Source organism: Actinosynnema sp. NPDC053489, assembly GCF_044544865.1.
GTDB lineage: Bacteria > Actinomycetota > Actinomycetes > Mycobacteriales > Pseudonocardiaceae > Actinosynnema.
In genome coordinates this window covers 135875-152432 of sequence record NZ_JBITXT010000017.1, presented here as the reverse complement: position 1 = coordinate 152432, position 16558 = coordinate 135875, and the positions used below count along the sequence as shown (strand labels likewise).

Here is a 16558-nt window from a genome sequence, read left to right as displayed (position 1 = left end):
CTCTGCGCCGGCATGATCAGCACCACCACCGGCCGCGCCGTCGCACCCACCGACACCCCACCCGGCACCACCACCACGACCACGACGTCCACCACCACTACGACGACGACCACTACGACGACGACGACCTCGCAGCCGCCGAGCGGCGCGTGCGCGGCGTCCTACCGGACCGTCAACTCGTGGCAGGGCGGCTACCAGGGCGAGGTCACGGTGACGGCCGGGTCGGCGATCACCGGCTGGACCGTGCGCTGGTCGCTGGGCTCCGGTCAGATCACCCAGGTCTGGGGCGGCGTGCTCGCCGGGACCGGCAGCGAGACCGCCGTCCGCAACGCCTCGTGGAACGGCTCGCTGGCGCCCAACGCCTCGACCACGTTCGGGTTCGTCGCCAACGGCAGCCCCGCCGGCGGCTCCTTCACCTGCACCAGCCCGTGAGCGCGCGCCGGTGCGCCCCTCCCGTCGCGGCGAGGGGCGCACCGGCGGCTCCGGTCAGAGCGCGGCCACCAGCCGCCGCTGGGCGGACCGGGCGGCCAGGATCGGCAGGAAGCCGTGCACCTTCGCGTGCTCGGAGAGCCGCTGGTAGGCCTCCACGACCGCCTCGCGCACGACCTGGTGGCTCACCCGACCGGCCAACCGGCGCGTCAGCTCCTCGGCCGCCTGGTCCAGCTGGACCTCGACGCGGGCGTGCGGCCCGCCGGGGTCGCGGACCTCGTGTCCCTCGATCCGGTCGACCATCGAAGTCCTCCGAAAGAGTTAATCTCCGGCAAATTCGGGCTGACGTTCCGATTAACCGTCACGGATCGTGCACTGGCAAGCCCTCCGGGCGCTAAGGACGCGTAAAGGCGACCCGTCCGACGAGCGGCGCTGATCTTCCGTGTGTAACCGTGACGCCATGGACGTCACGCACGAACGCGACGGCGAGCCGACCGCCGGCGCGCCCGAACCGGTCCTCCCGGCCCGGGTGGAGAGCCCGGCGGGGCCCTCCGCGCCGTCGTCGCGCCTGGGTCGGTGGCTGCTGCGGCACCAGGTCGCCCCGGAGGGCCCGGCCAGCGCCGACAGCCACGCCGAGCCGCACGCGTGGTGGAAGGTGATGTGCCTGACCGGGGTGGACTACTTCTCCACCCTGTCCTACCTGCCCGGCATCGCCGCGTTGGCGGCCGGCGCGATCTCGCCGCTGGCGACGTTGCTGATCGTGGCGCTGACGCTGCTGGGCATGCTGCCGATGTACCGGCGGGTGGCCAAGGAGAGCCCGCACGGCCAGGGCTCGGTGGCGATGCTGGAGAAGCTGCTGCCGTTCTGGTGGGGCAAGCTGTTCGTGCTGGTCCTGCTCGGGTTCGTGGCCACCTCGTGGATCATCACGATCACCCTGTCCTCGGCGGACGCCACCGTGCACCTGATCGAGAACCCGATCAGCCCCGACTTCCTGCACGGCCACGAGGTCCTGATCACGGTCGTGCTGCTGCTCGTGCTGGGCGGGGTCTTCCTGCTCGGGTTCAGCGAGGCCGTCGGCGTGGCGATCCCGCTGGTGGCGGTGTTCCTGCTGCTCAACGCCGTGGTCGTGGTCGCGGGGGTGGTCGACCTGGTGGCCGAGCCGGTCGCGCTCGACCGGTGGGTGGACGCGCTGACCTCCGGCGGCGGCTCCCTCACGGGCGTGATCGGACCGGCGGTCCTGGCGTTCCCGCTGCTCGTGCTGGGCCTGTCCGGGTTCGAGACCGGGGTCAGCATGATGCCCCTGGTCGCCTCGTCCGGCGAGGACGCCGGGGCGCGGCTGGCCGACCGCATCCGCAACACCCGCAAGCTGCTCACCGCGGCGGCGCTGATCATGTCGGTGTACCTGGTCGCGACCAGCTTCGTCACCACCGTCCTGGTGCCCGCCGAGGCGTTCCAGCCCGGCGGCCAGGCCAACGGCCGCGCCCTGGCCTACCTCGCCCACGAGCTGCTCGGCGAGTGGGTCGGCACGGCCTACGACATCAGCAGCATCCTGATCCTGTGGTTCGCCGGCGCCTCGGCCATGGCGGGTCTGATCAACATCGTGCCCCGCTACCTGCCGGCGTACGGCATGGCACCGGACTGGACCCGGGCGGTGCGCCCGGTGGTGCTCGTCTACACCGCCGTCTGCGTGCTGGTGACGATCATCTTCGGCGCGGACGTCAACGCCCAGGCCGGCGCCTACGCCACCGGCATCCTCGCCATGATGGTGTCCGCCACGGTCGCCGTGGCGATCTCCGCCGCCCGGCACGGGCACCGCCGCCAGGCGGTCGGCTTCACCGCGCTGACCCTGATCCTGGGCTACGCGCTGGTCGAGAACGTCATCGAGAAGCCGGACGGCATCACCATCTCGCTGTTCTTCATCGTCGGCATCATCGCCGTGTCCCTGGTCTCCCGGGTCACCCGCACGACCGAGCTGCGCGTCACGCACATCGAGTTCGACGAGGCCGCCCGTCGCTTCGTCGCCGACTCCATCGCCTACGACGGCGCGCTGACCCTGATCGCGAACCGCCGCCAGGCGGGCGACGCCGCCGAGTACCGCGCCAAGGAGACCGAGCAGCGGGGGCTGAACCCGGTGCCGGGCACGGCGGACGTGCTGTTCCTGGAGATCGACGTGATCGACCCGTCGGACTTCAGCGACGTGCTGCGGGTGCGCGGGGTCGACGTGGAGGGGTTCCGGGTGCTGCGCGCGGACAGCCCGGCCGCGCCCAACGCCATCGCCGCCATCCTGCTGGCCCTGCGCGACACCACCGGGGTCCGCCCGCACTGCCACTTCGAGTGGAGCGAGGGCAACCCGCTGGGCCACCTGTTCCGGTACCTGCTGCTCGGCCGCGGCGACACCGCGCCCGTCGTCCGCGAGATCATCCGCACCAGCGAGCCGGACCCGGCCCGTCGTCCCGGCATCCACGTCGGCTGAGGGCCGCCGCGCCCCGGGCGCGGACCCGTCGTAGGGTCGGATCGCCGGCTCGCCCGGGGGATGCCGCCCGTGGGGGATCCCGCCCGTGGGGATCCCGCTCGGAAAATCCCGGAAATCCCGGCGGGGCGTGTCGGATCGGGGGAGGGCGGTTCGTAGTACGGGTGAGCGGCGGCTCACGAGAGGCGCCCACGGCACAGGAGGTGATCCGCGATGCAGTACCTGCTCTCCGTGGTCCACGACGCGCCGGACCTCGCCACGCCCGGGGAGATGGCGGCGATCGACGTGTTCAACGACCGGCTCGTCGCCGAGGGGCACTGGGTGTTCGCCGGTGGCCTGGGCATGCCGGACACGGCCACCGTCGTCGACAACCGGGGCGGCGAGGTGCTGGTGACCGACGGGCCGTTCGTGGAGTCGAAGGAGTTCCTGGCCGGTTTCTGGATCGTCGAGGCGGCCGACCTGGACGTGGCGCTCGCGCTGGCCGCGGCCGGGTCGCGGGCGTGCAACCGCAAGGTCGAGGTGCGGCCGTTCCGGTGACCGGGAGCGATGCCCGCGCGGCGGTCACCCGGGCCCACCGGGTGGGGTGGGCCCACCTGGTCGCCGTCCTGACCGGGCGCTTCGGCGATCTCGACGTCGCCGAGGAGGCGGCGGCCGAGGCGTTCGCCGTCGCCGTCGAGCGGTGGCCGGTCGACGGCGTGCCGCCCAACCCGGGCGCGTGGCTGACCACGACCGCCCACCGCAAGGCGATCGACCGCCTCCGCCGCGAGGCCAAGCGCGGCGGCAAGCACGAGGAGGCCCTGCTGGTGGTGGACGACGACCCGACCGGGCCACCGGACGCCATCGGCGACGAACGGCTCCGGTTGATCTTCACGTGCTGCCACCCGGCGCTGGCGGCGGAGAGCCGCGTCGCCCTGGCGCTGCGCCTGGTCGCCGGACTGACCGTGCCCGAGATCGCCCGCGCCTTCCTGGTGGGCGAGGCCGCGATGAGCCGGCGGATCACCCGGGCCAAGGCCAAGGTCAAGGCCGCGCGCATCCCCTACCGGGTACCTTCGGCGGACGATCTCCCGGCGCGGGTCTCGGGCGTGCTCGCCGTCCTCTTCCTGGTCTTCAACGAGGGCTACCTGGCCACCGGCCCCGACACCGACCCGGTGCGCCTCGACCTGACCGCCGAGGCCGTCCGGCTCACCCGCCTGGTCCGCGCCCTGCTGCCCGACGACGGGGAGGTGGCCGGGCTGCTCGCCCTGATGCTGCTCACCGAGGCCCGCCGCACGACCCGCGTGTCGGCGGGCGGCGAGCTGGTGCCCCTGGGCGAGCAGGACCGCGGGTCGTGGGACCGGGCGCTGATCGCCGAGGGGCACCGCCTGGTGCGCGAACGCCTCGCGGCGGCCGCCGCCGGCGTGGCACCGGGCCGCTACCAGGTCCTGGCGGCGATCAACGCCGTGCACACCTCGGTCCGCGACGTGCGCGACACCGACTGGTCCCAGGTCGTCGCCCTCTACGACCGGCTGCACCGCCTCGACCCGTCACCGGTCGTCGCGCTCAACCGGGCCGTCGCGGTCGCCGAGCTGGACGGCCCGGAGGTCGCCCTGGCCACCGTCGACCGCCTCGCGACCGCGCTGGCCGGCTACCACGCCTACCACGCCACCCGGGCCGACCTGCTGCGCCGGGTGGGCCGCGGCCGGGACTCGCGCGCCGCCTACGACCGGGCCATCGCCCTGGCCGGCAACACCGCCGAGACCGCCTACCTCGTCCGCCGCCGGGACCAGCTCGGCTGACCGGTGGTGCTCCCCGACCGCGGTGCTCTCCGACCGTGGTCGCCACGGCGGCGGCCGCCACGGCGGAGGTCGGGCGTCGGCGCGGTCAGGCGTCGGTGGCGCGGGCGATGGAGACGGCGAAGGGCGCGAACCCGCTGGACCGGATCACGTGCGGCACGAACAGCACCGCGGCCTCGGTGGCGCGGGCGGTCTCGATGCCGCCGAGGTCCGTGATCCAGCCCGCGGGCCAGCCGAGGTCCGTGAGGAGCCCGGCGACGATGTGCTTGGCCCCCGCGTCCTCACCGGACAGGAACGCGGTCGGCGGTTGGGCGAGCGAGGTCGGCGCGGTCATCACCGGGTAGAGCATCGTGTTCAGGCTCTTGACGACCCGGGTGCCCGGCAGCGCGCGGTGGAGCTGTTCGGCGAGGCTCGACCCGGGGTGGAGCAGGGCGGCCGGCAACCCGTCCGGCCCGTCGACGGTCGCGTTGGAGACGTCGAGGAGCACCTTGTCGCGCAAGGGCTCGCGCAGCGCGGTCAGCCGGTCGAGGGAGCCCGCGCCGGGCGTGGCGTTGATGACGACCTGGGCGCGCCCGGCGGCTCCGGCGGCGGCGCCCGGCGTGCGGTCCGCCACCGTCACGTCGTGCCCGGCCCGGGTCAGCGCGGCGGCGAGGTTGCCGCCGACGCGGCCGTTGCCGAGGACGGCGATCGCGGTCATGGTGGTCCTCCCGGTGGGGTCGGGTCCGGTGTCAGCGGGAGAGGGTGGCGACGGCTTCGGCGTGCACGCCCGGCGCGGCGGCCAGGAAGCCGGCGCTCGCCGTGGTCCACGGCCGGCCCTCGGTGTCGGTGACGCGACCACCCGCCTCGGCGACCAGCAGCGCGCCGGGCAGCAGGTCGGCGCGGGCCCCGGCGAACTGCCAGAAGGCGTCGACCCGGCCCGCGGCGACGTCCAGCAGGTGCAGCGTGGCGGGAACGGACGTGCGGACCACGAGCGCGTCCCGCAGCATCGCGGTGATCGAGGCGCCGACGCGCCGCACGACCGCGTCGTCCTCGTCCGGCCTGGCCTGGCTCGTCGCCACGAGGCCCAGGCCCAGGCCCGTCTGCCCGGACACGCGCAGCGGTCGGCCGTCGACCTGCGCTCCGCCGCCCGCCAGCGCGGTGTGGGTCTCGCCGGTCAGCGGCAGGTGCACCGCGGTGAGGACCGGTCGGTCGTCCCGCACGAGGGTGGCCGTGACCGCCCACCCCGGCAGGCCGCGCAGGTGGTTGACGTTGCCCTCCGCCGGGTCCGCGACCCACCACTCGCCGGGCGGCAGCGCGCCGCCGGCCAACTCGTCCTCCACCCACCGGGCGTCCGGTCGCAGGGCCGTGAGCCGGGGGCGCAGGACGGCCAGGGCCGCGTCGTCGTTGGCCGCGAGCGCGCGCACCAGCTCGTCACGGGTGCGGTGGCGGACCACCTGGCCGAAGCGCTCCAGCAGCACCGCGCCGGCGGCCCGCACGGCGGCGGCGGTCTCGGCGAGCAGGTCCGCGTCACTGGTCGTGGGCATGGCGAATCCCCGTTCGGACTGGTTGGTGAGGACGGTCGGGCGAGGTGGGTTCCCGCTTCCCGCCGCCCGCCTCTTCGACGGTAGGTGCGCCGTGGATTAACGACAAGTGCAGGTCGGGAACGCCTAGGATTACTCCCGTGCAACTGGACCTGAACCTGCTCACCGCGCTCGACGCGTTGCTGGAGGAGGGGAGCGTGGCGGGCGCGGCCGAGCGGCTGCACGTCACCGCGCCCGCGATGAGCCGCAGCCTGGGCCGGATTCGCCGCACGACCGGCGACCAGATCCTGGTGCGCACCGGCCGCACGATGACGCCCACGCCGTACGCGCTCTCCGTCCGGGAGCAGGTGCACGACCTGGTGCGGCAGGCCCGGGGCGTGCTCGCGCCGAGCCGGGAACTCGACCTCGCCACGCTCGACCGCACGTTCACCCTGCGCTGGCACGAGTCGCTCGTCGCCCTCGCCGGTCCCGCCCTCCTGGCGGCCGTGCGGGAAAGCGCGCCGGGCGTGCGGCTGCGCTTCATCGCCGAGTCCAACGTGGACACGCCCGCCCTGCGCCGGGGCGAGGTCGACCTCGAGGCGAACGCGGGCGGCCCGGCCGAGCCCGACCTCCGGGTCGAGAAGGTCGCCGAGAGCCCGCACGTCGTCGTGACGCGTCGCGGGCACCCGCTCACCCGGGGGAGGTCGGTGACCGCCGCGCGGTACGCCGCGGCCGAGCACCTGACGGTGTCGCGGCGCGGCCGGCTGGACAACGCGGTCGACCGGGCCCTCCGGCGGCTGGGGTTGTCGCGGCGCGTGGTGGCGTCCGCGCCCACCGAGTCGGCGGCGCTCGCGTTCCTGCGGGGGACGGACCTGGTCGTCACCGTTCCCGAAGCCACCGCCCCAGGAGCCACCGCCCGCCAGGCCGCCGACCTCGCCGTGCTGCCGCTGCCGCTGGACCTCCCGCCGGCCGCGGTGCACCTGTCGTGGCACCAGCGCCACGACACCGACCGCGCGCACGCCTGGCTGCGCGACCTGGCCCGGACGGCGCTGGCCGGTGCGCGGGTAGGGTGATCACCACGACCGCCGGGACGGGGAGGGCGCCTTGACCACCGCGCTGATCGTCGGGGACCTCCAGCGGGGCATCACCCGCGACCACCCGTTCACCAGGCGGGTGCTGCCGCCGATCACCGACCTGCTGCCGCGCGCCCGGGCGGCCGGCGTGCTGGTGGTGTTCGTGCGGTTCGCGTTCCGGGCCAACGGGGCGGACCTGCTGCCGGGCAACGACCTGTACCGGTCGTTCTACGAGGCCGGCGACGCGTTCCACGAGGGGACGCCGGGCACCGAGGTCGACCTGCCCGTGGCCGAGGAGGACGTCGTCGTGCTGAAGCGGCGGGCCGGCGCGTTCGCCGGGACCGACCTCGACTTCGTGCTGCGCGCCCGGGGTGTGGGCGCGATCGCGGTCGCGGGCGTGGCGACGAGCGCCATGGTGGCCGCCACGTGCTACGACGCCGCCGACCGCGGCTACCGGGTGACCGTGCTGCGCGACGGGTGCGCCGACGCCGACCCGGCGGTGCACGACTTCTTCGTGGACCGGGTCTTCCCCGGTCGCGGGTTCGAGGTCGTCTCCTGCGCGGACTGGCGACCGAAGCCCTGACACCAGCTCCCGCCGGGCGGACAGGGGACGTCCGCCCCCTGTCCGCCCGGTCGTCACCGGGCCGCGTCCAGCGCCCGGTTGAGCGCGGTCACGTTGACGGTCGGTTCGCCGAGGAACCCCAGGGCCCTCCCCTCGGTGTGCTCGACGACCAGGTGCCGGACCCGGTCCTCGCCGAGCCGGTTCTCCCGGGCCACGCGCGGCACCTGGAGGGTGGCGTAGTCGGTGCTGATGTGCGGGTCCAGGCCGGACGCCGAGGCGGTCACGGCGTCCGGCGGCACCGCGTCCGCGGGCACGCCCTCCCGCTCGGCCACCTCGGCCCGGCGCCCGGCCACGACCGCGTCGTAGTCGGCGTCGCGCTCGCCCTTGTTGGAAGCGCCGGAGGCGGGCGGTGCGGCGGCCGAGGGCCGGGGGTGGAACCACCGGTCGCCCCCTCGGTCCACGGCCACCAGCGTGGTGCCCACCGCCTCGGCGTTGGCGTGCAGGCCGGGCAGGCGGCTCACCGCCCACACCGCCGCGGGGTACAGCACCCCGGTCAGGACGGTCAGCACGAGCAGGACGCGCAGTCCGGCCAGTGCCTGCTTGATCGCGTTGTTCGCCATGGGGGTCACCCGATGCCGGGGATGAGTCGGACCAGCAGGTCGATGAGCCAGATCCCGGCGAACGGCGTCACGACGCCGCCCAGGCCGTAGACCAGCAGGTTGCGCCGCAGCAGCGCCGAGGCGCCGGCCGGCTGGTAGCGCACGCCCCGCAGGGCGAGCGGGATGAGCGCCACGATGATCAGCGCGTTGAAGATCACCGCCGACAGGATCGCCGACTGCGGCGACCCCAACCGCATGACGTTCAGCGCACCCAGCTGCGGGTGGATGGCCGCGAACATCGCCGGCAGGATCGCGAAGTACTTGGCCAGGTCGTTGGCCACGCTGAACGTCGTCAGCGCGCCCCGCGTGATCAGCAGCTGCTTGCCGATGCCGACGATCTCGATCAGCTTGGTCGGGTCGGAGTCGAGGTCGACCATGTTCCCGGCCTCCTTGGCGGCCGAGGTGCCGGTGTTCATCGCCACGCCCACGTCGGCCCGGGCGAGGGCGGGCGCGTCGTTGGTGCCGTCGCCCGCCATCGCGACCAGCCTCCCGCCCTCCTGCTCGCGGCGGATCAGCGCCATCTTGTCCTCGGGCCTGGCCTCGGCCAGGAAGTCGTCCACCCCGGCCTCGGCGGCGATGGCGCGGGCGGTGAGCGGGTTGTCACCGGTCACCATCACCGTGCGGATGCCCATCGCGCGCAGCTCGGCGAACCGCTCCCGCATGCCCGGCTTGACCACGTCGGACAGCCGGATCACGCCCAGCACCCGGTCGTCCTCGGCCACGACCAGCGGCGTGCCGCCCTCGGCGCTGACGGCGTCGACCACCTCCCGGACGGCCTCGTCCAGCGGGAACGCGCTCGCCGCGCCCTTGCGGACCCGGCGGCCGTCGAGGTCGACGCCGCTCATCCGGGTCCGGGCGGAGAACGGCACGAACTCGCCGGTCTTCTCGTGATCGGACGCCCGCGCGGACCGGCCGTGGCGCTCGGCGCACAGCTCGATGACGCTGCGGCCCTCCGGGGTGCCGTCGGCCAGCGACGACAACCGGGCCGCGTCCACCAGGGCGTCGACGGCCACGCCGGGCGCGGGGACCAGCTCGGTGGCACGCCGGTTGCCCCACGTGATGGTGCCGGTCTTGTCCAGCAGCAGGGTGGCCACGTCACCCGCGGCCTCCACCGCCTTGCCGGACGTGGCCAGCACGTTGCGCTGGACGAGCCGGTCCATGCCCGCGATGCCGATCGCCGACAGCAGCGCGCCGATCGTGGTGGGGATCAGGCACACCAGCAGCGCCGTCAGCACGACCACCGACTGCTCGCCGCCGGAGAAGACCGCGAACGGCTGCAACGCCACGACCGCGAGCAGGAAGACGATCGTCAACGTGGACAGCAGGATGGTCAGCGCGACCTCGTTGGGCGTCTTCTGCCGCCGCGCGCCCTCGACGAGCGCGATCATCCGGTCCACGAACGTCTCGCCGGGCTCGGCGGTGATCCGCACGACGATCCGGTCCGACAGCACGGTGGTGCCCCCGGTGACGGCCGAGCGGTCGCCGCCGGCCTCGCGGACGACGGGCGCGGACTCGCCGGTGATGGCCGACTCGTCCACGGTCGCCGCGCCCTCGACCACGTCGCCGTCACCGGGCACGACCTCGCCGGCCCGGACGACCACGAGGTCGCCGACGTGCAGCTCCGCGCCGGGCACGCGGCGGCCGTCGGCCAGGGTGGCGACCGCGTCCGTGCGCGTCGCGCGCAGCGAGTCGGCCTGGGCCTTGCCCCGGCCCTCGGCGACGGCCTCGGCGAGGTTGGCGAACAGGGCGGTCAGCCACAGCCACGCGGCGACCGCGATGGTGAACGCGCTCGGCTCGGCCACGGCGAACACCGTGACCAGCACCGAACCCACCCAGACGACGAACATGACGGGGTTGCGGGCCTGGTGGCGGGGGTCGAGCTTGCGCAGCGCGACGGGCAGCGCCGTCAGCAGCAGGCGCGGGTCGAACGCGCCCGCGCGGGCCTTGCCGTCGGGCCGCGGCACGTGGTCGTCGCGGACTTCCGGCGGGTGTTCGGCGGTGGTGCTCACAGCAGGGCCTCCGCGATGGGACCGAGGGCGAGTGCGGGGACGAAGGTCAGGGCGGCGACCAGGACGATCGCGCCGCCGAGGAGGGTGGCGAACAGCGGGCCGGTGGTGGGCAGCGTGCCCGCCGTGACGGGCACCCGGCCCTGGGCGGCGAGCGAGCCGGCCAGCGCGAGGACCGCGACGATCGGCACGAACCGGCCCAGCGCCATGCACACGCCCAGGGAGGACTGGAACCAGTCGCTCGTCGCGGTGAGGCCCGCGAAGGCGCTGCCGTTGTTGTTCGACGCCGACGCGTAGGCGTACAGGATCTCGGACAGCCCGTGCGGTCCCGTGTTGCCCAGCGCGTCGCGGGTGCCGGGCAGCACCGCCGCCACGCCCGCGCCGAGGAGCATCACCGCGGGCATGGCCAGCACCGACAGCGCCGCCGCCGTCACCTCGCGCCGGCCGAGCTTCTTGCCCAGGTACTCCGGCGTGCGGCCGACCATCAGCCCGGCCAGGAACATCGCGATCACGGCCATGACCAGGATGCTGTAGAGGCCGGTGCCGACACCGCCGGGCGTCATCTCGCCGAACAGCATGTTCAGCAGCACCCCGCCGCCACCCAGGCCGGTGAAGCTGTCGTGCGCGGAGTTCACCGCGCCGGTCGACGTCGCGGTGGTGGCGTTGGCGAACAGGGCGCTCGACGGGATGCCGAACCGGAGTTCCTTGCCCTCCAACGGGCGCAGGCCGTTCGCCTCGGCCACCCAGACGACGGCCAGCATCGCGCACCACAGCACGCCCATCACGGCCAGCAGCACGCGGCCCTGCCGGCGGTCGCCGACCATGGTGCCGAACGTGCGGGTCAACGACACCGGGATGAGCAGGATCAGGAAGACCTCGACCAGGTTGGACCACGCGTTGGGGTTCTCGAACGGGTGGGCGGAGTTGGCGTTGAGCACGCCGCCGCCGTTGGTGCCCAGTTGCTTGATGGCCTCCTGGCTCGCCACCGGGGCGATGGCCGCGGTCTGCCCGTCGACGTCCACACCGGACTTGAGGCTCATCACCACGCCGGTGGCCACCAGCACGATCGCGGACGCGGACGCCACCGGCAGCAGCACCCGGACCGTGCCGCGGGTCAGGTCGACCCAGAAGTTGCCCAGCCGGTCCGCCCGGTCGCGGGCGAAGCCGCGCACCAGCGCCACGGCCACCGCCAGGCCCACCGCCGCCGAGACGAAGTTCTGCACCGTCAGGCCGACCAGCTGCACGCTGTGGCCCAGCGTCGTCTCCGGCACGTAGGACTGCCAGTTCGTGTTGGTCACGAAGCTGACCGCGGTGTTGAACGCCACCCCCGGTGGCACGTCACCGCGCCCGTAGTCCCAGGGCAGCACCGACTGCACCCGTTGCAGCGCGTAAAGCACGACCACGCCGACGAAGGAGAACCCCAGCACGCCGTACGCGTAGGTGCTCCACCGCTGCTCGACACCCGGGTCCACCCGCGCGACCCGGTAGACGGCGCGCTCGACGGCGTTGTGCTTCGTGCCGGTGTAGACGCGGGCCAGGTAGTCGCCGAAGGGCCGGCGCGCCGCGGCCAGGGCGACGACCAGCACGCCGACCTGGAGCAGACCGGCCGCGGTCGGGGTCATCAGAACCTCTCCGGGCGGACGAGCGCGACGAACAGGTAGCCGATCAGCAGCAGGGCCACCACACCGCCGACGACGTTGGCCACCACCCCGGTGCCGCTCACAACGCCCCCAGACCGCGCACACCGAGCGCCGGAACCAGGAACAGCACCATCACCAGCAGCACGTAGGCCAGGTCGGCCATCTCCGCGCCCCTTCCGCACTCCGAGCGGCCCACCCGCGGGCCGCGACGCCGGAAGGATGCGGCCGCGGGTGGCCCGCGCGGGCTCGCCTGACGGTCCTTTGACACCCCATGCCCGGTCCCTTACGCGATGTTGACGGCGGGGGTGACCCACGACATCGCCCGCCGCCGGCACGGCGCCCGCGTTCGCCGCCTTCGCAATCCGGTATCCGCGCGAAGTCCGAAAATGGCGTTCGGCCGTTGTTGTCGCCCGTCGCGGCCGGGCGGTTTGTTCACATGCGTGACCAGCGCGCCCGATTGTGTTCACGAGTATGACCAAGCCGTATTTTCGGCTTCGGTTCGAGGAAGGTGTAAATGATCAGTCGCACGGCTCTGAGCTGCGCATTCGATGCGTTCGACGACGTTCGGGGTAATATCGTGCCACCGGTGTGCCGTTGACCTGGAGCAGTTCGGCTCATAACATCCGCCGGGCAAGTTGTTTTCCTGTCCGGTGGCGCAACGGGGCACCCTGGGGGCACTGTGTTCTTCGCCTTTCCGTCGACCGACCGGCCTCGCCGTCGGCGCGGTCCGGTGTTTCCCGTTCCCGTCGGCACCGCATTCCCGCGCCGCTGACCGGCCACCCCTCGGCACTCCGCCGCCCGCCGAGGGGCCGGTCCGGCGCCGGTTCCGGCAGAACGTCGAGAAGTGGAGTTGTCATGGGCACACCGGAGCGGACCGCGGGCACGCGGTCGGCCAGACCGCATGGCACGCCCAGGGGTGGCACGCGCAGGTCGCTGATCGCGGCGGCGGCCGCGACCGCGCTGGCGGCCACGCTCGCGGCGTGGTCGACCGCCGCACCCGCCGAAGCCGCGGTCGGGGCGGGGACCTACACCGTGAAGAACGGGGGCAGCGGGCTGTGCCTCTACGCGCCGGGCACGTCCGCCGGCGTGCAGCTCCAGCAGGACACGTGCGGCACCGGCGCGGACCGGCAGTGGGTGTTCACCGCGGTCGGCGGCGGGTTCCGGATCACGTCCGCGGTCGGCGGCCTGTGCGTCGGCGTGCGGGACGGCTCGACCAGCGCGGGCAAGCCGGTCCAGCTGGAGGCGTGCACCGGCGCATCCAGCCAGACCTGGGCCGCCACCGCGAGCGGCGACAACTACCGCCTGGTCAACGCCAACGGCGGCAAGTGCCTCAACACCAAGGACAACTCCACCTCCGCCGGCGCGGCGGTGCAGACCAACTCCTGCGACAACGCGTCGACCAAGCAGTGGGCGCTCACCCCGGCCGGTGGCACCACGACGACCACCAGCTCCAGCACCACCACCACTACGACCACGACCACGACCACCACGACGACGACCACCGGCACGCCCGGCTCGGGCCTGTACGTGGCGCCGAACGGCACCGACGGCGCGCCCGGCACCATCTCCGCGCCGACGACCCTGACCTCGGCGATCGGCCGCGTCACCGCGGGCGGGACGATCTACCTGCGCGGCGGGACGTACACCTTCTCGCAGACCGTCACCATCCCGCAGGGCAACGACGGCACGGCCTCCGCCCGCAAGAAGCTGACGGCCTACCCGGGTGAGAAGCCGGTGCTGAACTTCTCGGCGCAGACCGAGGACCCGGCCAACCGCGGCCTCGCGGTCAACGGCAACTACTGGCACGTCCACGGCATCGTGGTCGAGCGGGCCGGCGACAACGGCATCTTCGTGGGCGGCAGCAACAACATCTTCGAGCGCACGGTCACCCGGTTCAACCGCGACACCGGCCTGCAGCTGTCGCGGATGCTGTCGACCACGCCGAAGGACCAGTGGCCCGCCAACAACCTCATCCTCAGCGCCGAGTCGCACGACAACGCCGACTCCGACGGCGAGGACGCCGACGGGTTCGCCGCCAAGCTCACGGTCGGGTCCGGCAACGTCTTCCGCTACGCGGTGTCGCACAACAACATCGACGACGGCTGGGACCTCTACACCAAGACCGACACCGGCCCGATCGGCGCGGTGACCATCGAGGACTCCCTGGCCTACAAGAACGGCACGCTGAGCAGCGGCGGGCAGGCCGGCGCCGGTGACCGCAACGGCTACAAGCTCGGCGGCGAGGACATCCCGGTCAACCACGTCGTCCGCCGCAGCATCGCCTACGACAACGGCAAGCACGGCTTCACCTACAACCGCAACACCGGCTCGTTGACGCTGTCGAACAACCTCGGCATCGACAACGACGAGCGCAACTTCACCTTCGAGACCGGTTCGTCCGTGTTCCGGAACAACACCTCGTGCCGCAGCGGCAGCGGGACCAACGACAAGGTCGTCGGTGACGCCGACGGCTCCAACCAGTTCTGGACCGGGACCAACGGCTCCCGGTGCGCGAACTTCACCGGGGCCCTGGCGTGGTCCTACACCTCCGACGGTCGCCTCGCGGTGACCCTCGGCGGCAAGGCCGTCACGCTGTAACCGGGCACGCGGGACGGGCTCGGCGAGGACTTCCGCCGAGCCCGTCCCGCACGCGCGTCAGTCCTTGACCGGTGGCTCGTGGTTCGCCCACACCGCGGTGTACGGGCGGTTGCACAGCTCGATGACCGTGCCCCACGGGTCCTGGGTGTAGACGACCTCGTAGTCCTTGTTCCGGAACAGGGGCCACACCCGGCTGAGCTGCCTGCCCCCGTTGGCCGCGATCGTCGCCGCGGTCGCCGTGACGTCCTCCACGGTCAGGCAGAAGTGGAAGATGCCGGTGCGCCAGTAGGCGAACGGCTGGTCGGTGACCTCGGTGGCGGGGTCGGTGAACTCGAACAGCTCCACGCCCAGGCCGTCGGAGGCGGTCAGGTGGGCGATGCGCATGCCGCGCATCCGCGGCCCGAAGAGGTCGGTGACGAGGTTGCCGAAGTGGGAGCCGTCGTCGACCACCTCCTCCGGCGGCCGGTGCGGGTACAGGCCCAGCACGTCCCGGTACCACGCGAACGCGGCGTCGATGTCGGGCACGGTGACACCGACGTGGTTGACGAGGGTCATGGGCATGGGGCGCCTCCTCGCTCGGTGTTGGGGGAGCGGCCCGCGCCGGGGACGTGGGCCGCTCCGGACGGGGTGGTCATCCGCCGGTGACGCGGCGGCCGGACGGGAAGCCGTGGGAACGGGCGGTCCGGACGACCGCCAGCGCGGCCAGCGCGAGCACCAGCAGCGCCCACGGGAACGCGCCCGGGCCGACTCGTTCCAGCAGCACGCCACCGACCGCGCCACCGCCGGCGACCGCGAGGTTGAAGACGGTCACCAGCATGGACTGGGCGACGTCGGCGGACTCGCCGCCCGCGTCGGCGATGGCGGTCTGCAGCAGCGTCGGCGCGCCGCCGAACGTCAGGCCCCACAGGACCACGCCCGCGTAGAGCAGCGGGGTCCACGCCGTGCCGACGGCCAGCACGACCGCCGACGCGGCGAAGGCGGCCAGCGAGACCAGCGCGACCAGGCGCAGCCGCCGGTCCACGAACACGCCGGCGATCCAGATGCCCACCACGGCGGCCACACCGAACAGCAGCAGCAGGAGCGGGACCTGCCCGCCCAGGCCGTGCTCGGCCGCGAACGGCGCGATGTAGGTGTAGAGCACGTTGTGCGCGAGGATCCACAGCAGGATCACGGCCAGGACCGGTCGGATGCCCGGCATGGCGAACACCTCGCGGATCGGCTTGCGCGCGCCCGCCTCCTGCCCGGGGAAGTCGGGCACGGCCACGCGGATCCACACCATCAGCACCAGTGCGACGGCGGACATCAGCCAGAAAACGCCGCGCCAGTCGGACAGCGAGCCCAGCCACGCGCCCAGGGGCACGCCCAGGGACAGCGCGATGGGTTGGCCGACGCCCACGACCGCCACCGCGCGACCTTGCACCCGGGGTGCCACCATGCGGCGCGCGTACCCGGCGAGCAAGCCCCACACCACGCCCGCCGCCATGCCGGCGACGAAGCGCGAAGCCAGGGTGAGCGCGTAGTCGGTGGACAGCGCCGTGACGGCGTTGAACACCAGCAGGCCGCCGACCGCCAGCAGCAGCAGCGGTCGCCGGTTCCAGCCGCGGGTGGCGGCGATGACCGGGACGGCCGCCACGACCGAGCCGATCGCGTACAGCGTCAGGAGCTGGCCCGCCAGCCCTTCCGAGATCCCGAGCCCCCGGCTGATCTGGGGCAGCAGCCCGGCCGGGAGCGTCTCGGTCATGATCGCGATGAAGCCCGCCAGGGTGAACGCGAGCAGCCCGAGCAGCGGCAGCGCCGCCCGTGTCCGCGTTCGCTCGGTCGTGTCGACCATCGGTGTTCGTCCTCCGTGA

General features: G+C 73.5%; 16 protein-coding genes. 7 read left to right on the top strand and 9 right to left on the bottom strand.

Going from position 1 to position 16558, the window contains the following annotated elements; all coding sequences use genetic code 11:
• A partial coding sequence (locus ACIGNX_RS30675) for a cellulose binding domain-containing protein (protein ID WP_396544322.1) occupies nt 1-432 on the top strand: 432 nt, incomplete at its 5' end.
• A 54-nt stretch (nt 433-486) separates the two neighbouring features.
• On the opposite strand, the gene ACIGNX_RS30670 is transcribed toward ACIGNX_RS30675, so the two are convergent.
• Nucleotides 487-732, bottom strand: coding sequence for a three-helix bundle dimerization domain-containing protein (locus ACIGNX_RS30670; RefSeq protein WP_396544320.1), 246 nt, complete (start codon nt 730-732; stop codon nt 487-489).
• A 157-nt stretch (nt 733-889) separates the two neighbouring features.
• Between ACIGNX_RS30670 and ACIGNX_RS30665 the strand changes: the two genes are divergently transcribed.
• From ACIGNX_RS30665 to ACIGNX_RS30655, 3 genes are all read left to right on the top strand, one after another.
• Nucleotides 890-2902, top strand: a complete 2013-nt coding sequence (locus ACIGNX_RS30665) for an amino acid transporter (protein WP_396544318.1) — start codon at nt 890-892, stop codon at nt 2900-2902.
• A gap of 210 nt (nt 2903-3112) precedes the next feature.
• Nucleotides 3113-3436 (top strand): YciI family protein, encoded by a 324-nt coding sequence (locus ACIGNX_RS30660; protein WP_396544316.1) that lies wholly within the window; start codon nt 3113-3115, stop codon nt 3434-3436.
• On the top strand, nt 3433-4674 hold the full coding sequence (locus ACIGNX_RS30655; protein ID WP_396544315.1) for an RNA polymerase sigma factor: 1242 nt from the start codon (nt 3433-3435) through the stop codon (nt 4672-4674). Before ACIGNX_RS30660 ends, ACIGNX_RS30655 begins: the two co-directional genes overlap by 4 nt.
• A gap of 85 nt (nt 4675-4759) precedes the next feature.
• On the opposite strand, the gene ACIGNX_RS30650 is transcribed toward ACIGNX_RS30655, so the two are convergent.
• Entirely contained in the window at nt 4760-5368 is a 609-nt protein-coding gene (locus tag ACIGNX_RS30650; RefSeq protein WP_396544313.1) for an NADPH-dependent F420 reductase, read from the bottom strand.
• Nucleotides 5369-5399: 31 nt separating this feature from the next.
• Complete coding sequence (locus ACIGNX_RS30645; protein ID WP_396544311.1) at nt 5400-6194, bottom strand: inositol monophosphatase family protein; 795 nt, start codon at nt 6192-6194, stop codon at nt 5400-5402.
• Between the two features lie 137 nt (nt 6195-6331).
• Between ACIGNX_RS30645 and ACIGNX_RS30640 the strand changes: the two genes are divergently transcribed.
• Both ACIGNX_RS30640 and ACIGNX_RS30635 read left to right on the top strand, forming a co-directional pair.
• Nucleotides 6332-7243, top strand: coding sequence for a LysR family transcriptional regulator (locus ACIGNX_RS30640; protein WP_396544310.1), 912 nt, complete (start codon nt 6332-6334; stop codon nt 7241-7243).
• 31 nt (nt 7244-7274) lie between these two features.
• Nucleotides 7275-7826 (top strand): cysteine hydrolase family protein, encoded by a 552-nt coding sequence (locus tag ACIGNX_RS30635; RefSeq protein ID WP_396544308.1) that lies wholly within the window; start codon nt 7275-7277, stop codon nt 7824-7826.
• A gap of 53 nt (nt 7827-7879) precedes the next feature.
• Here ACIGNX_RS30635 and ACIGNX_RS30630 read toward each other — a convergent pair whose 3' ends face one another.
• The 4 genes from ACIGNX_RS30630 to kdpF are packed head-to-tail and all read right to left on the bottom strand — an operon-like array spanning nt 7880 to nt 12193.
• Nucleotides 7880-8425 (bottom strand): potassium-transporting ATPase subunit C, encoded by a 546-nt coding sequence (locus tag ACIGNX_RS30630; RefSeq protein ID WP_396544307.1) that lies wholly within the window; start codon nt 8423-8425, stop codon nt 7880-7882.
• Nucleotides 8426-8430: 5 nt separating this feature from the next.
• Nucleotides 8431-10473: a potassium-transporting ATPase subunit KdpB gene (kdpB, locus tag ACIGNX_RS30625; protein WP_396544306.1), complete on the bottom strand. Its 2043-nt coding sequence runs from the start codon at nt 10471-10473 to the stop codon at nt 8431-8433.
• A complete protein-coding gene (kdpA, locus tag ACIGNX_RS30620; RefSeq protein WP_396544305.1) occupies nt 10470-12092 on the bottom strand; it encodes a potassium-transporting ATPase subunit KdpA in 1623 nt (540 codons plus the stop codon). The genes kdpB and kdpA overlap by 4 nt, the downstream gene beginning before the upstream one ends.
• Nucleotides 12092-12193 (bottom strand): K(+)-transporting ATPase subunit F, encoded by a 102-nt coding sequence (gene kdpF, locus ACIGNX_RS30615; RefSeq protein WP_396544303.1) that lies wholly within the window; start codon nt 12191-12193, stop codon nt 12092-12094. The genes kdpA and kdpF overlap by 1 nt, the downstream gene beginning before the upstream one ends.
• A 772-nt stretch (nt 12194-12965) precedes the next feature.
• Between kdpF and ACIGNX_RS30610 the strand changes: the two genes are divergently transcribed.
• The gene (locus ACIGNX_RS30610; protein ID WP_396544301.1) at nt 12966-14708 is read left to right on the top strand and encodes an RICIN domain-containing protein; all 1743 of its coding nucleotides are present in this window, start codon (nt 12966-12968) and stop codon (nt 14706-14708) included.
• 57 nt (nt 14709-14765) lie between these two features.
• Here the strand turns inward: ACIGNX_RS30610 and ACIGNX_RS30605 are convergent, their stop codons facing one another.
• The gene (locus ACIGNX_RS30605) at nt 14766-15269 is read right to left on the bottom strand and encodes a VOC family protein (RefSeq protein ID WP_396544299.1); all 504 of its coding nucleotides are present in this window, start codon (nt 15267-15269) and stop codon (nt 14766-14768) included.
• Nucleotides 15270-15339: 70 nt separating this feature from the next.
• Complete coding sequence (locus ACIGNX_RS30600) at nt 15340-16539, bottom strand: MFS transporter (protein ID WP_396544298.1); 1200 nt, start codon at nt 16537-16539, stop codon at nt 15340-15342.
• Between the last annotated feature and the right edge of the window lie 19 nt (nt 16540-16558).

What these genes read in the sequence shown, in the direction of transcription:
- ACIGNX_RS30670 (WP_396544320.1), bottom strand. Translation starts at nt 732, where the DNA reads ATGGTCGACCGGATCGAGGGACACGAGGTCCGCGACCCCGGCGGGCCG.
- ACIGNX_RS30665 (WP_396544318.1), top strand. Translation starts at nt 890, where the DNA reads ATGGACGTCACGCACGAACGCGACGGCGAGCCGACCGCCGGCGCGCCC.
- kdpA (WP_396544305.1), bottom strand. Translation starts at nt 12,092, where the DNA reads ATGACCCCGACCGCGGCCGGTCTGCTCCAGGTCGGCGTGCTGGTCGTC.
- ACIGNX_RS30645 (WP_396544311.1), bottom strand. Translation starts at nt 6,194, where the DNA reads ATGCCCACGACCAGTGACGCGGACCTGCTCGCCGAGACCGCCGCCGCC.
- ACIGNX_RS30650 (WP_396544313.1), bottom strand. Translation starts at nt 5,368, where the DNA reads ATGACCGCGATCGCCGTCCTCGGCAACGGCCGCGTCGGCGGCAACCTC.
- ACIGNX_RS30605 (WP_396544299.1), bottom strand. Translation starts at nt 15,269, where the DNA reads ATGCCCATGACCCTCGTCAACCACGTCGGTGTCACCGTGCCCGACATC.
- ACIGNX_RS30630 (WP_396544307.1), bottom strand. Translation starts at nt 8,425, where the DNA reads ATGGCGAACAACGCGATCAAGCAGGCACTGGCCGGACTGCGCGTCCTG.
- ACIGNX_RS30600 (WP_396544298.1), bottom strand. Translation starts at nt 16,539, where the DNA reads ATGGTCGACACGACCGAGCGAACGCGGACACGGGCGGCGCTGCCGCTG.
- ACIGNX_RS30610 (WP_396544301.1), top strand. Translation starts at nt 12,966, where the DNA reads ATGGGCACACCGGAGCGGACCGCGGGCACGCGGTCGGCCAGACCGCAT.
- ACIGNX_RS30660 (WP_396544316.1), top strand. Translation starts at nt 3,113, where the DNA reads ATGCAGTACCTGCTCTCCGTGGTCCACGACGCGCCGGACCTCGCCACG.